This window comes from Stenotrophomonas sp. 1278 (genome assembly GCF_029892765.1).
GTDB classification, from domain to species: domain Bacteria; phylum Pseudomonadota; class Gammaproteobacteria; order Xanthomonadales; family Xanthomonadaceae; genus Stenotrophomonas; species Stenotrophomonas indicatrix.
Map to the genome: position 1 here is coordinate 1 of NZ_JARXWD010000043.1, position 14994 is coordinate 14994.

General features: G+C 67.7%; 13 protein-coding genes. 7 read left to right on the top strand and 6 right to left on the bottom strand.

Annotation, left to right across the window (positions count from 1 at the left end):
- Positions 1-676: 676 nt before the first annotated feature.
- The 6 genes from recG to M2299_RS20320 all read right to left on the bottom strand — a co-directional run bounded on the left by recG (position 677) and on the right by M2299_RS20320 (position 7578).
- Positions 677-2788 (bottom strand): ATP-dependent DNA helicase RecG, encoded by a 2112-nt coding sequence (gene recG, locus M2299_RS20295; RefSeq protein ID WP_059064985.1) that lies wholly within the window; start codon positions 2786-2788, stop codon positions 677-679.
- 7 nt (positions 2789-2795) lie between these two features.
- Positions 2796-3182, bottom strand: a complete 387-nt coding sequence (locus M2299_RS20300; protein WP_025874214.1) for a RidA family protein — start codon at positions 3180-3182, stop codon at positions 2796-2798.
- Positions 3183-3379: 197 nt separating this feature from the next.
- A complete protein-coding gene (locus tag M2299_RS20305) occupies positions 3380-5542 on the bottom strand; it encodes a bifunctional (p)ppGpp synthetase/guanosine-3',5'-bis(diphosphate) 3'-pyrophosphohydrolase (RefSeq protein ID WP_025874213.1) in 2163 nt (720 codons plus the stop codon).
- Positions 5543-5648: 106 nt separating this feature from the next.
- On the bottom strand, positions 5649-5948 hold the full coding sequence (rpoZ, locus tag M2299_RS20310; RefSeq protein ID WP_005410877.1) for a DNA-directed RNA polymerase subunit omega: 300 nt from the start codon (positions 5946-5948) through the stop codon (positions 5649-5651).
- Positions 5949-6058: 110 nt separating this feature from the next.
- Complete coding sequence (gene gmk / locus M2299_RS20315; RefSeq protein WP_032976987.1) at positions 6059-6721, bottom strand: guanylate kinase; 663 nt, start codon at positions 6719-6721, stop codon at positions 6059-6061.
- A complete protein-coding gene (locus tag M2299_RS20320; RefSeq protein WP_032976986.1) occupies positions 6718-7578 on the bottom strand; it encodes a YicC/YloC family endoribonuclease in 861 nt (286 codons plus the stop codon). Before M2299_RS20320 ends, gmk begins: the two co-directional genes overlap by 4 nt.
- 122 nt (positions 7579-7700) lie before the next feature.
- Between M2299_RS20320 and rph the strand changes: the two genes are divergently transcribed.
- From rph to pepQ, 7 genes are all read left to right on the top strand, one after another.
- Positions 7701-8426, top strand: coding sequence for a ribonuclease PH (gene rph / locus M2299_RS20325; RefSeq protein WP_025874210.1), 726 nt, complete (start codon positions 7701-7703; stop codon positions 8424-8426).
- Positions 8423-8809 (top strand): VOC family protein, encoded by a 387-nt coding sequence (locus M2299_RS20330; RefSeq protein WP_025874209.1) that lies wholly within the window; start codon positions 8423-8425, stop codon positions 8807-8809. The genes rph and M2299_RS20330 overlap by 4 nt, the downstream gene beginning before the upstream one ends.
- Positions 8809-9405 (top strand): RdgB/HAM1 family non-canonical purine NTP pyrophosphatase, encoded by a 597-nt coding sequence (gene rdgB / locus M2299_RS20335; protein ID WP_080150629.1) that lies wholly within the window; start codon positions 8809-8811, stop codon positions 9403-9405. The genes M2299_RS20330 and rdgB overlap by 1 nt, the downstream gene beginning before the upstream one ends.
- A 58-nt stretch (positions 9406-9463) precedes the next feature.
- Positions 9464-10696, top strand: coding sequence for a radical SAM family heme chaperone HemW (gene hemW / locus M2299_RS20340; RefSeq protein WP_243379174.1), 1233 nt, complete (start codon positions 9464-9466; stop codon positions 10694-10696).
- A gap of 120 nt (positions 10697-10816) precedes the next feature.
- Positions 10817-13093: a DUF1631 family protein gene (locus tag M2299_RS20345; RefSeq protein WP_280884905.1), complete on the top strand. Its 2277-nt coding sequence runs from the start codon at positions 10817-10819 to the stop codon at positions 13091-13093.
- Positions 13090-13464, top strand: coding sequence for a PilZ domain-containing protein (locus M2299_RS20350; RefSeq protein WP_100436860.1), 375 nt, complete (start codon positions 13090-13092; stop codon positions 13462-13464). The genes M2299_RS20345 and M2299_RS20350 overlap by 4 nt, the downstream gene beginning before the upstream one ends.
- Positions 13465-13539: 75 nt before the next feature.
- On the top strand, positions 13540-14871 hold the full coding sequence (pepQ, locus tag M2299_RS20355; protein WP_099843535.1) for a Xaa-Pro dipeptidase: 1332 nt from the start codon (positions 13540-13542) through the stop codon (positions 14869-14871).
- The last annotated feature ends 123 nt before the right edge of the window (positions 14872-14994 follow it).

A 14994-nucleotide genomic window follows, 5' to 3' on the forward strand; every position in this document is an offset into this window, starting at 1 on the left:
GTCCATGTAAGCTCGGTCGCCGCATCCATGCGGCTCACGCCCCCGCAACCGGACCCACCCCGCCTTCGACAGGTTCCCGCTGCTGTTGGTGGGTGTCGACCTTGGTCGACACGGTAGATCCACGCCATGCGTGGATGGACGTCGGCGGGATCGGGAAAGATGACGTAATCGGCGTGCCGGGCGGGGCCGCGCTGCAATTGCAGCGTTTTCGATCTCTCCAACTTTTCTCATTGAGACGCACAGCCCTTCATGGAAAACATGGGAGGCCATCGACAACGGATGGCGCGGGCTTCCAATCCCGTTTGACTGCCTTGTTGTTTACGCTTGCCTGCCGGCGTTGCGCGCGTGTTACTGCGTGGCGTCCAGCAGGCAATCCGTCCGCGCGTTCTATGGCGGGCGGTGCGTGGGGGCTTCGCGCCCGTCGGCGCTCTTGAGGCAGTCACCGGTATTGGAACCACTCACCGTCCGCCACCCTCGCCTTCGCGTGGGTGCCCTCCTGCCTTGCTGCACAAGGACTGCCGACATGACCGCATCCCGTTATCCCTTCGGGTTGCTGCTGGCATGCCGGGGTTTGGCCGAATACATGGGCACGCAGTTGCCGGCAGCGTAGGAAATGCAGGGGTCGGATCCGTTGGTCGCAGGGCAAGGGCTCTGACCCCGGCCGGCTGCCCGATCCTTACGCCGAGGCGTAGCGCACGGCCGTACCGATCCAGCGCTGCACCACGCGATCTGCAAGCGCCGGTTGCTGCGCCAGCAGGCGTTCGGCCAGCGCATGCACGCCCGGCAGCAGGCCCGCGTCGCGGGCCAGATCGGCAATGCGGAAACCGGCCAGGCCGGTCTGCCGGGTGCCCAGCAGTTCGCCGGGCCCGCGCAGCTCCAGATCCTTCTCGGCAATGACGAAACCGTCGTTGGTTTCGCGCATGGTCTGCAGGCGTTCGCGTGCCATCTGCGAAAGCGGTGCCTGGTACAGCAGCACGCAGCGCGACACCGCCGAACCACGGCCGACGCGGCCACGCAGCTGGTGCAGCTGGGCCAGGCCCAGGCGCTCGGCGTTCTCGATCACCATCAGCGAGGCGTTGGGCACGTCCACGCCGACTTCGATCACGGTGGTGGCCACCAGCAGGTCGATGTCGCCGGCCTTGAACGCGACCATCGTCGCCAGCTTCTCGGCCGCTTTCAGCCGGCCATGCACCAGCCCCACGCGCACGCCGGGCAGCAGCGCCTGCAGCGATTCGTAGGTGGCCTGTGCCGGGGTGGCATCCAGTTCTTCGCTTTCTTCGATGAGCGTGCACACCCAGTACACCTGCCGCCCTTCGCGGCAGGCCAGGGCGATGCGCTCGATCAGCTCGGGGCGGCGATCGTTGTTCAGTGCCACGGTCTGCACCGGCGTGCGGCCCGGCGGCAGTTCGTCGATGGCCGATACATCCAGGTCGGCGTATTCGGACATCGCCAGCGTGCGCGGAATCGGCGTGGCGGTCATCACCAGCTGGTGCGGCACGTTGTTGCCGCCCTTTCCTTTGTCGCGCAGCGCCAGGCGCTGGTGAACGCCGAAGCGGTGCTGCTCATCGACGATGGCCAGCGCCAGATCGTGGAATACCACCGCCTCCTGCATCAGTGCGTGGGTACCCACAACCACCTGCGCTTCGCCGTTGGCAACCTGTTCCATCACCTTCGCGCGCGCCTTGCCGGTGACCTTGCCGGCCAGCCAGGCGATGCGCACGCCCAGCGGCTCCAGCCAGCCGCGCAGGTTGTTGAGATGCTGTTCGGCCAGCAGTTCGGTGGGGGCGGCCAGTGCGACCTGCTTGCCCTGCTCCACCGCCAGCATCGCTGCCAATGCCGCCACCACGGTCTTGCCCGAGCCGACATCGCCCTGCACCAGCCGCAGCATCGGGCTGGGGCGCGCAAGGTCTTCGCGGATCTGCTTGAACACGCGTGCCTGCGCGCCGGTCAAGGCGAACGGCAGCTGCTTCAACAACGCCTTGGCCAGCTTGCCGGGACCGGCCAGCGGCGGCGCGTGATGCGCCTGCAACGCAATGCGCTGGCGACGCAGGCTGAGGTGGTGCGCCAGCAGTTCTTCCATTGCCAGCCGGCGCTGCGCTGGATGGGTACCGGCGGCAAGTGCGGCCAGGTCTGCATCCGGCGGTGGTTGATGCACGGTCAGCAGCGCACTGCGCAGCGATGGCAGGCCGAGGCCCTCGAGCCAGCCGGTCGGCAGCAGTTCCAGCGTGCTTTCTTCCGGCAGGCGATCAAGCGCCTGGCCGATCAGCTTGCGCATCGTCATCGGGCCGACGCCTTCGACGGTGGGATACACCGGGTCGAGGCGGTCGCCGAGATCGGGATCGTCGTTGCGGCCCAGCACCTGGTAACTGGGATGGACAATCTCCAACCCGAGGTGCCCCGGTTTGGGCGTACCAAAGCAGCGCAGGCGGTTGCCGACCGCGAACTGGCCGACCTGCTGCTGGCGGAAATGGAAGAAGCGCAGCACCAGGGTGCCCTGCCCTTCATCCTCCACTGCCACTTTCAGCATCGGCCGGTAGCGCATGCCGCGCTCGACGGCCACCACCCGCACTTCCACCTGCGCCGGAATGCCGTTGCGCAGGTCTTCGATGCGGGTCAGCCGGGTACGGTCTTCATAGCGCAGCGGCAGGTGCAGCCAGAGATCCTGCAGGGTGGCCAGGCCACGCGCCTGCAGCTTGGCGGCCACGGCCGGCCCGACGCCGGCGAGCATCGCAAGCGATGCTTCACCGGACGGTGCCAGTGCCGGGGTGACCGCCGCCTTGCGTGCCACGTGGCGGTCAGTCGATGACCATCACCGCGTCGACCTCGAAGTTGGCGCCCTTCGGCAGGCCGGAGACTTCGATGGTGGAACGGGCCGGGAACGGGGCCTGGAAGTAGTCCTGCATCACCGCGTTGACCTTGGCGAATTCGGCCAGGTCGGTCAGGTACAGGCCCAGGCGCACGACCTTGTCCAGCGAACCGCCGGCGGCTTCGGCCACGGCCTTGAGGTTGTCGAAGGCACGACGGGCCTGCGCTTCGACGTCACCGACGCCGACGATGTCGCCGGTGGCCGGGTCGAGCGGAATCTGGCCGGAGAAATACACGGTGTTGCCGGCGCGCACGGCCTGCGAGTACGGGCCGATGGCGGCCGGGGCCTTTTCGGTGTTGATGATCTGGCGGGACATGGGTCGCTCCGGTGCGTTGGGGGAAAACAGAGCGGTGATTGTACCGGGTGGGGGCAATGTCGGCTGGGGTCGGATCCTCTTCCCGTTGGGAAACAGCGCGGATCCGGTAGCGCCGGGCCATGCCCGGTGGCAATTGATTCATGCCGCGCTGCGCGCTCGCCGGGCATGGCCCGGCGCTACCGGGGTCCGCGCAGGATCTACTGCCGGCGAACGGCCTGCACGACCGACAGGCGGCGCAGGCGACGCATCACTTCGGCCAGATGGTTGCGGTCGCGCACCTGGATGTTGAACGCCAGCACTGCGGCGTTGAAGTCGCGGTCCAGGTAATCCACGCGCTCGATGTTGGAATGGCTCTGCGCGATCGCCGCGGCCAGCTGTGCGAGCACGCCGGTGCCGTTCTCCACTTCCACCACCAGCGAGGTGTCGTAGTCGCCGGATACGGTGGTATCCCAGCCGATCAGCACCCAACGCTCGGGCGACTTGCGCAGTTCGGCCAGGTTCGGGCAATCCATGCGGTGCACCACGATGCCCTTGCCGGCGGTGTGGTAGCCCATGATGTCGTCGCCGGGAATGGGCTGGCAGCAGCCGGCGAAGGTGACCACGCCACGCTCGCTGCCGTTGATCAGGATCTTTTCCTGCGAGCTGTGGCGCGAATGCGCGCCGCCGCGCAGTTCGGCGTAGGCCATCAGTGCCTGCGCAGCCTGGGTCGGCATCCAGTTGCCCAGCGCGACTTCCGCCAGCAGGGCCTCCAGGCGCGGGAACCGGTGTTCGGCCAGGAAGGCATCCAGGCGGCCCTTGGGCAGGCGCTCCAGCGAGCTGTCCATCGCCTCCAGCGCGCGGTCGAGCATGCGGTGGCCCAACTGCACGGCGTCTTCGTGCTCCAGCTGCTTGAGCTGGTGGCGGATGGCGGTGCGCGCCTTGCTGGTCACCACGAATTCGAGCCACTGCGGCTTGGGCGTGGCCGAGCGCGCGGTGATGATCTCCACCGACTGCCCCGACACCAGCTTGGTGCGCAGTGGCACCAGTTTCTTGTCCACGCGCGAGGCCACAGCCATGTTGCCGACGTCGGTATGCACGGCGTAGGCGAAGTCGAGCGCGGTGGAATTGCGCGGCAGGGCCAGGATCTTGCCCTTGGGGGTGAACAGGTAGACCTCGTCCGGGAACAGGTCGACCTTGACGTTGTCGAGGAACTCCAGCGACGAACCGGCGGCCCGCTGCGAATCGATCAGTTCGACGATCCAGGCGTGGGCGCGGCTCTGCGCGCTGTTGGGCGAATCACCGCCGAACTTGTAGGTCCAGTGCGCAGCCACGCCGCGCTCGGCGATAAGGTCCATTTCCTCGGTGCGGATCTGCACTTCGATCGGCGAACCATACGGGCCGAACAGCACCGTGTGCAGCGACTGGTAGCCGTTGGCCTTGGGAATGGCGATGAAATCGCGGAAGCGCCCATCCAGCGGCTTGAACGCGGCATGCACCGCCCCCAGCGAGTGGTAGCACTGCGGTACGCCGCGCACGACCAGGCGGAAGCCGAACACATCCATCACCTGGTCGAAGGATTTGTTCTCGTCGCGCATCTTGTTGTAGATGCTCCACGGGGTCTTGATGCGGCTGACCAGGCGGTGCTCGATGCCTTCCTTGGCCAAGCGCTGCGACAGCTGCACTTCCACCTGCGCCAGCGCCTCGCGGCGCACGACCGGCTGGCTGCGGATGTGCTTTTCCAGGATCGCGTGGCGCCACGGGTACAGCGCCTTGAAGCCAAGGTTCTGCAGTTCGCTCTTGACCAGGCTCATGCCCAGCCGCTGCGCGATCGGGGCGTAGATCTCCAACGTCTCGCGGGCGATGCGGCCACGCGCTTCGCGGCTCTGCGCGCCCAGCGTGCGCATGTTGTGCAGGCGGTCGGCCAGCTTGATCATGATCACGCGCAGGTCGCGCGACATCGCCAGCAGCATCTTGCGGAAGCTCTCGGCGGCCGCTTCCTGGCGGTCGCGGAACTTCAGCTTGTCCAGCTTGGTGACGCCGTCCACCAGTTCGGCCACGGCTTCGCCGAACTCGGCCGACAGGGCCTCGCGGGTCAGCGGGGTGTCTTCGATGGTGTCGTGCAGGATCGCGGCGATCAGCGCTTCCACGTCCAGGCCGAGCTCGGCCAGCACCTGGGCCACGGCCACCGGATGGGTGATGTAGGGCTCGCCCGACTTGCGCGTCTGCCCAGCGTGCGCGGAGGCACCGACTTCCCACGCACGGCGCAGCAGCGGCAGCTGCTCGGGCGGCAGGTAGTGGGCGGCGCGTTCGAGCTGGAGGACGTAATCGGGTACGGCGGCAGCGGGGACTGCGGCGACCTTGGCAGTGGGGCCTGGGTTCATGGCCAAAGCCTATGCCAGCGCGACGTTTACGGCAAACCCTGAATGCGAAACAGCCCGCACGGGGCGGGCTGTTCGGCGTATCCAGCAATGACGTTGATCGATGCGATCAATCGTCGTTCTTGGACATGTCTTCGTCGGCGACCACTTCGGCGGCGGCCCACTCCAGCGCTTCGCGCTCGGCGCGCTCACGCTCGGCCTTCTCGACTTCGTCGATCAGCGCGTTGTCGATCTTGCGGGCAGCGATTTCGCGCAGCGCCAGCACGGTCGGCTTGTCCTCGGTCTCGCTGTTGTCCAGCGTGGCCTGCACGCCGTTGGCGAGCTGACGGGCGCGCTTGGAGGCCATCATCACCAGCTCGAAACGGTTGTTAACGACTTCCAGGCAATCTTCTACGGTAATGCGGGCCATACGGGCTCCCGGCGACCGGTCGGCCGCTCAGTCGAATGAGGGAAAGGGGACGGAGTGTACTGGCAGGGGCTGGACAAAATCAAGCCAACCCCCACCGGACCCTTTATGAATCAATCAGTTGAACCCGCATCCGGGGTCAACAGGGCCTGGATCAGGCCGGCATGGCGGACCTTCTGGGCGTCCCGGCGCAGGCGGCTGGCGGTGAAGATCGCGCACAGTTCGTCCACGGCGGTGTCGAACACTTCATTGACGATGACGTAGTCGAACTCGTTGAAGTGCAGCATTTCATCGCGGGCGGCGCCCAGGCGCTGGGCGATGACCGCCTCGCTGTCCTGTCCACGCTTGCGCATGCGGTCCTGCAGGGCCTGCTTGGACGGCGGCAGGATGAACACCGTCACCGTGCCGGGCACCAGCTGGCGCACCTGCTGCGCGCCCTGCCAGTCGATTTCCAGCAGCACGTCCTGGCCGGCGGCCAGCTGCGGCTCCACCGACTGCCGGGCGGTGCCCTTCCAGTCACCATGCACCCAGGCGTGTTCGAAGAAATCGCCGGCGGCGATCATTTCCTCGAACTTCTCGGCGCTGACGAAGTGGTAGTGCTGGCCGTTCACTTCACCCGGGCGCATGGCCCGCGAGGTGAACGAGATCGACAGGGCAATCTGCGGGTCGCGCGCCAGGGTGGCGTTGACGATGCTGCTCTTGCCGGCGCCGGAGGGCGCGGCAACGATGTACAGCGTGCCGCGTGCGATCGCGGCCGGGGGCGTGGAAATGCTCATTCGATGTTCTGCACCTGCTCGCGGATCTGGTCGATCAGCACCTTCAGCTCGACGGCGGCGTTGGACGTGCGGCTGTCCACCGACTTGGAGCCCAGCGTGTTGGCCTCGCGGTTGAACTCCTGCAGCAGGAAGTCCAGGCGGCGGCCGACCGGTTCACGCTGCTTGAGCACGCGGCGGATCTCGACGATATGGCTGGACAGGCGATCCAGCTCCTCGTCCACGTCCAGCTTCTGCAGCCACATCACCAGTTCCTGCTCGGCGCGGCCCGGATCAACCGGATGCGGCAGGTCGGCCAAGCGGGCGGCGAGCTTGGTGCGCTGGCCGTCGCGAATGGCCGGAATCAGCGTGCGCACCTCGGCGGCGATGCGCTCGATGGCATCCACGCGCTCGGCGATGGCGGTGGCCAGCGTATTGCCTTCACGCTCGCGGGCGGCGATGAAGCCCTCCAGCACCTGGTCCAGCAGCGCCAACGCTTCAATCTGCAGGGCTGCCGCATCGGTGGCCTCACCCTGGGTGACGCCCGGCAGCTGCAGCAGGTCGGTGAAGCTGACCTGCAGGTTGGGGAAATCGGAGGTCAGCCGGTGCGCCAGCTGGCCCAGCTGGCCCAGCAGCACCTCGTTGACCTGCAGGCTGGCGGCCGAGTCCGGCGCGCGCAGGCGCATCACCAGATCCAGCTTGCCACGGCTCAGGCGCGCGGAAATGCGTTCGCGCAGCTGCGGTTCCAATGCGCGCAGTTCCTCGGGCAGGCGCGTGCCCACTTCCAGGAAGCGGTGGTTGACCGAGCGCAGCTCGCAGCCCAGCGTTCCCCACGGGGTGGAGCGCTCGCCGCCGGCATAGGCCGTCATGCTTCGAATCATGGATGTATCCGGTGCTTGCAAAGGGGGAATGGTACCCTAGCGGTCTCTTTTGAGCCCCTTTCCCCGCCCCGTGAAGGCCGCGGGGATGGTGGCGTACTCCCTTTCCCTACGGAACCTGCCCCATGTCCGATTTCCGCCCCAGTGGCCGTCAGCCCGATCAGCTGCGCCCGGTCGTCATCCAGCGCGGTTTCACCCGCCACGCCGAAGGTTCGGTGCTGGTCTGCTTCGGTGAAACCCGCGTGCTGTGCACGGCCAGCATCGAGAACCGGGTGCCGGGCTTCCTGCGTGGCAAGGGCGAAGGCTGGGTGACCGCCGAGTACGGCATGCTGCCGCGCGCCACCCACACCCGCAGCGACCGCGAAGCCGCACGCGGCAAGCAGGGCGGCCGCACGCTGGAGATCCAGCGCCTGATCGGTCGCAGCCTGCGCGCCTGCGTGGACCGCAACGCACTGGGCGAACGCACCATCACCCTGGACTGCGACGTGCTGCAGGCCGACGGCGGCACCCGTACCGCGGCCATCACCGGCGCCTACGTGGCCCTGGTCGATGCGGTGAACGTGCTGATGAAGCGCGGCGACATCAAGCGCAATCCGATCCTCGGCGCGGTGGCGGCGGTGTCGGTCGGCGTCTACCGCGGCACCCCGGTGCTGGACCTGGACTACGCCGAAGACAGCGACTGCGACACCGACATGAACGTGGTGATGAACGACGGCGGCGGTTTCATCGAACTGCAGGGCACCGCCGAAGGCCATGCCTTCCGCCGTGACGAGCTCGATGCCCTGCTGGGCCTGGCCGAGAAGGGCGTGACCGAGCTGCTGGCCGCGCAGCAGGCAGCGCTGTCGGCATGAACCGGCGCATTGCCCTGACCACCCTGGTGGTGGCCGACTATGACGAGGCCATCGCCTGGTACACCGGCAAGCTCGGCTTCCAGCTGCTGGACGACATCGACCAGGGCAGCAAGCGCTGGGTGGTGGTCGGCCCGACCGATGGCAGCGCCGCCGCCCTGCTGCTGGCCCGCGCCAGCGACGACGAGCAGCGCAGTCGTATCGGCAACCAGACCGGTGGCCGCGTCGGCTTCTTCCTCAACACCGATGACTTCCGCCGCGACCACGCGGCGATGCTGGCTGCCGGTGTCCAGTTCCTGGAAGAACCGCGCGAAGAACCCTACGCCACGGTCGCGGTGTTCCGCGACCTGTACGGCAACACCTGGGACCTGTTGGAGCCCCGCTGATGAAGAAGCTTGTCCTGGCCAGCCACAACGCTGGCAAGCTGGTGGAAATGCAGGAAATCCTCGCCGACCTGCCGCTGCAGATCACCTCTGCCGCCGAACTGGGGCTGGGCGATGTGGAAGAGACCGGCCTGACCTTCGTCGAGAACGCGCTGCTGAAGGCGCGCGCGGCCTGCGAAGCGACCGGCCTGCCGGCGCTGGCCGATGATTCGGGCCTGATCGTCGATGCCCTCGGCGGTGCACCGGGCCTGTACAGCGCGCGCTATGCCGGTCACCCGACCAATGCGGCGGCCAACAATGCCAAGTTGCTGGAAGCGATGGCCGACATCGCCGATGGCCAGCGCAGCGCCCGCTTCTACGCCGTGATCGTGCTGCTGCGCCATGCCACCGACCCGCAGCCGCTGATCTGCGAAGGCCGCTGGGAAGGTCAGATCATCCGCGAACTGCGCGGTACGAATGGGTTCGGCTACAACCCGGTGTTCCTGGACACCACCCACGGCCTGACGGCTGCGGAAATGGAACCGGCGTTGAAGAACGCCATCAGCCATCGCGCCATCGCCCTGCAGCAGCTCAAGCAGCAGCTCGCGGCCTGGCTCTGATACCCCACCCGATCGACACAGGGAAGCCGGCCAGCGGCCGGCACTACCGATGACCACCATGCCGCACGATCACGATCACGACCACGACCACTGCAACCACCTGCCCGGCGAGTCCTGCGACCACGACACACCACCGCGTCTGGTGCCACCGCCGCTGGCGCTGTACGTGCATCTGCCGTGGTGTGTGCGCAAGTGCCCGTACTGCGACTTCAACTCGCACCAGGCCAAGGGCGAACTGCCCTTCGATGCCTACATCGATGCGCTGGTGCGCGACCTCGACCAGGACCTGCCGCTGGTCTGGGGCCGGGTGGTCAGCAGCGTGTTCTTCGGGGGTGGCACGCCCAGCCTGTTCCCGCCCGAGGCGATCGACCGCTTCCTGCAGCAGGCCAGTGCCCGCCTGCGCTTTGCACCGAATGCCGAGATCACCCTGGAAACCAACCCGGGCACCGCCGAGCACGGTCGCTTTGATCGTTACCGCGCGGCCGGGGTCAACCGCCTCAGCTTCGGCATCCAGAGTTTTGATGATGCCGCGCTGAAAAGACTGGGCCGCATCCACGACAGTGGCGAGGCCGAGCGCGCGGTGAAGATGGCGCAGGACGCGGGCTACGACAACTTCAACATCGACCTGATGTACGCACTGCCGGAGCAGACCCTGGCCGGTGCCGAGGCCGATCTGGAACGCGCGTTCGCGTTGCAGCCGGCCCACATCTCGCACTACCAGCTGACCCTGGAACCGAACACCGTGTTCTTCGCGCGGCCGCCGCAGGGCATCCCCGATGAAGACAATGCCTGGGACATGCAGGAACACTGCCAGGCGCTGCTGGCGCAGGCCGGCTTCGGCCAGTACGAGGTGAGTGCCTATGCCCGCCCCGGCCGGCAGAGCGCGCACAACCTGAATTACTGGCGTTTTGGTGACTACCTGGGCATCGGTGCCGGCGCACACGGCAAGATCAGTTCCGGCGCCGAGGAACACGTGCTGCGACGCTGGAAGCACAAGCACCCGCAGACGTTCATGGATACCGCAGGCACGGCCGCATCGTTCGGCGGTGACGAAGTGATTGCCGCCGAGCGCCTGCCGTTCGAGTACATGCTCAACCTGCTGCGCCTGCACGAAGGGTTCAGCCTGCGCGATTTCGAATCGCGCACCGGCCTGGCCCGCAGCGTGCTGGACGTACCACTGCGCGAAGCAGTGCAGCGTGGCTGGCTGGTGGTGGCAGACGGGCACGTGCAGCCGACCGAACTGGGCCGGCGCTTCACCAACGATGTGGTCAGCCTGTTCCTGGAAGCATGATCTGCTGCGGCGCCGCCATCGAAGGCGGCCCTGAATGGATCCATCGCTAAAGTAGCGCCTTCACCGGCCGACACGGTAGATTCCAAGATCGATCCGCGGGAATCCGGACCCCCTCCGCCGATGTCTGCTGTCTTTTCCCTTTCCAGTGCCGACACTGCCCGCCTGGCGGCAGCCGACCTGCCGCCGCGCGTGCGCGAGCTGCTGGGCGCGTTGATCGGCCTGTGCCACCAGGCCCTGACGGCACCGCTGATCCTGACCGTGGAAGCGCTGGAGCAGACCCTGCTGCATGACGCCGACCATGCCCGCAACCCGCAACAGCAGGCCGACCTGCTGGCACAGCGCGGCCAGCTGCATGCGTTCGCCGGCCACTTCAGCGACCGCATGCTCGATGCGCTGGCCGATGCGCTTGCGCGGCTGCGTGAACCGATCACCCCGGTCGTGGCTACCGCCACACCACCGCCCTTGCCCGGCATGCTGGGGTTGAGCCTGGTGGCCGAGCATGAAGTCGACCGCGACCTGCTGCTGACCGAAATGGTGCGCCGGGAAACCCTGCGTTCGGCCAACGCCTTGAACCTGCTGGGCCAGCGCCTGGGTGTTGTCGCCGGCGCACCGGCCTTTGAAGCTGACACCCTGCCCCTGGCACCGCAGGCCCTGTGCGCGATGGTGCGGAAGCTGGCCGAGCAGGATGCCCTCAGCGCCGAGGTACAGATGGCGCTGTACCGCAGCTTCGAGCGGCAGGTACTGGAGCGGCTGGGCAATGTGCTCGACCGCGCCAATGCGCTGCTGGCACAGCACGGCATCCTGCCGGGCCTGGTCTACACCCCGTACCTGGCACGTTCTTCGAGCACCCGCCGGATCATCACCCAGTCGGTCGGCAGCGGCCGCAGCGGACGCCCGTCTCCGCGCGTGCCCACGCCGATGACCGGCTGGGGTGGCTCGGCACCGCCCGGCTCGTGGTCGACGTTGATGCAGGACGCCTTCGCCGATGCGGACGCGCCCGGCGCGTCGGCCGGCATGACGGTACCGGCCAGCAGCGTGCTGCACGAGATGCTGCAACAGGCGCGGCAGACCCCACAGCCAGCGGCCGATCCAGCGGCCCTGCCCAGTGCAGCGGTTGATGCCGTGCTGGCGCGCCTGCAGGTGCAGGCCGGCGCCGCCAGCGCCATGACCGATCTGCAGGCCGCCGTGCTCGCCCAGCTGCGCAGCGAACATGGCACGCAGGCCAGCCTTGGCAGCCACGACCGCGACAATCTCGATCTGCTGCGCCTGCTGCTGCAGCAGGTGCAGCAGCAGCAACGGCCGGACCCGGTGCCAGCCGCGCTGCTCGCGCGCCTGCAGGTACCGCTGGCGCGCGCAGCGATGGCCGACCCGGGCTTCTTCGTGCGCGACGAACATCCTGCACGCGAACTGCTCAACCATGTCGCTGAAGCCGGCGCCAGCTGGCTCGGCGATGACGATGTCGATCCGCAGCTGCTGCAGCGGCTGGCGCAGAGCGTGCAGGGCCTGCTCGGCCAGGATGCACGCACGCCCGAGGCCTTTGCCGCCGCCAACGACGAGATACAGCAGCACCAGCGCGCCGCCGCGCACCGCGCCGAGCTGGCCGAGCGCCGCCACGTGGAAGCCGCACGCGGCAAGGAGCGGCTGGAACTTGCGCGACGCCAGGCCAATGCGCAGATCGACCAGTGCTGCGATACGCAGGAGCCGCCGCGCTTCGTACAGACACTGCTGCGCCAGGCGTGGGCAGATGCATTGACGCTGACCCGCCTGCGCCACGGCGACGATTCTCCGCAATGGCAGGAGCGCCTGCAGCAGACCGAACGCATCGCGGCGATCACTGCCGAGGCCGCCAGCGAAAGCAGCGCGACCGACGCTGCGCTGGCTGCCGAGGTTGAATCGGCCCTGCTGCAGGTGGGCTACCACGCAGAGGAGGCGGCTGCCGTCGCGCGCCGCCTGTCCACGCCGGGTGGCGAAGACGAAAGCACCTCGCGCACCGAGCTCAGTGCACGCCTGAAAGCCCGTGCACGGCTGGGCGAACACAACGGCGCACAGGCCCCGGCAAGCGACGCCGCACCGCGCAGCGAGGCCGAGGAGACCAGTTACCAGCAGCTGTGCGCGCTGCCCTTCGGCAGCTGGTTCGATATCGACGATGGCGAGGGCGCGCTGCGCCGCCAGCGCCTGTCCTGGTACAGCCTGCTGACCGGTCATGTGCTGTTGGTCAACGCGCGTGGGCAGAAGATCGGCGAAACCACCCTGGATGCCCTCGCCCGGCAGATGGCCGCCGGACGCGCGCAGCTGGTCACCGAAGACAGGGGCCGTCTGGTCGACCGCGCCTGGCAGGCCAGCCTGAGCGCACTGCGCACGCTGGCCGGACGTCGCCCGCAGGAGCCCAACGCATGAGTACGCAACCGCCCGTTGATACCCGCCGCGCGCCGCGCCGGCAGGTGTCCGATCTGGTACCGGTGACCGACCAGATGCGCGACAGCGTGGTCGGTCGGCTTGGCAACGTGTCCGAGACCGGCATGCTGATGCTGGCCAGCGCCGCGCTGCGCGACGATGCGCTGTATCAGTTGCGCTTCCCGCTGCCAGTGGCCGATGGCCGCAGCGAGTGGATCGACGTCGGCGTACACCTGCTGTGGAGCGAACCGGCGCATGCCCCCGGCCAGAGCTGGGCAGGCTTCCGCTTCCTGACCCTGTCACGCGAGCATCGGCAGCTGCTGCGCCGGTGGATCGGCGAAGACAGCGACGAGGCACCGGTTTCGACGGGCTGAGTGCCGGTTCCGGCACAGCGGATTGCGTCGGTATCCGGCAGAATCTAGGGCCGTTTTCCGTGTCGAGCCACCGCAATGATCCAGCAAGACCCCGGCGCCCTGTATCCCGACCACCTGGCCGTGCTGTGCCGACGCGCCGAGCAGGCGCTGGCACGCGGCGGCTTCGACCACCTGGTGGTGCCCAGCGGCACCCTGCACTACCAGGTCTTCGACGATCGTGACTATCCGTACGCGGTCAACCCGCAGTTCAAGGCCTGGCTGCCGCTGACCCGTGTACCCAACAGCTGGATCGTGTTCACCCCGGGCAAGCGTCCGGCGGTGATCTTCCACCAGCCGTTCGACTACTGGCATGTGGTGCCGGATGCACCGAGCGGCTGGTGGGTCGAGCACTTCGACATCCATATCATCCGCACGCCGGACGAAGCGCTGGCACTGCTGCCGCCCGACCCGGCGCGCTGCGCGATCCTGGGTGAGCCGCAGAGCGCGCTGGGCGCGTATGTGCCCAACAATCCGGCGCCGGTGGTGAACTACCTGGAATGGCACCGCGGCAGCAAGACGCCGTACGAAATCGCCCTGATGCGCCAGGCGCAGGTGCTCGGCGTGCGCGGCCATCGCGCGGCCGAAGCGGCGTTCCGCAACGGCGCCGACGAGTTCAGCATCCACATGGCGTACTGCCAGGCCGTGGGCCAGGACGCCACCGAGCTGCCGTACGGCAACATCGTGGCCTTGAACGAGCATGCGGCGGTGCTGCATTACACCGAACTGGGCCGCAAGGCACCGCAGCCGCTGCGCAGCTTCCTGATCGATGCCGGCGCCAGCGCGCACGGCTATGCCAGCGACATCACCCGCACCTACGCCGCCGCCGGCCATGACGAGTTCGCGGCGATGATCGAAGCGGTCGATGCCGCGCAGCAGACGATGTGCGCGGCCGTGCGCCCGGGCTTCGACTACAAGCAGCTGCACGTGGATGCGCACCTGTCGCTGATGGGCGTGCTGAAGGACTTCGGCGTGATCAAGGTATCGCCGCAGACTGCGCTGGAAACCGGCGTCAGCGCCGCGTTCTTCCCGCATGGCATCGGCCACCTGATCGGCCTGCAGGTGCATGACGTGGCCGGTTTCGCGGCCAGCGATGAAGGCGGCCGCATCGAGCGTCCTGCCGGCCATCCGTACCTGCGCCTGACCCGCGTGCTGGAGCCGGGCATGGTGGTGACGATCGAGCCGGGCCTGTACTTCATCGACATGCTGTTGAACGAAGTGAAGGCCGCCGGTCATGGCGATGCGATCAACTGGGAGCGTGTGGACTTCTTCCGTCCGTACGGCGGCATCCGCATTGAAGACGAAGTGCTGTGCTCTGATGGCGAGGCGGACAACCTGACGCGCCCGGTGTTTGCGGCGGCGAACGGCTGAGCCCCTCGTGGTTGGATGCTGAAATCAAAAGCCGCGGTTGGCGGGGCGGGGGGGGGGGGGGGGGGGGGGGGGCAGCAAGGTACCGGTAAAACGCAAGTAGCCAAACAAACGCCCACCCCCCCC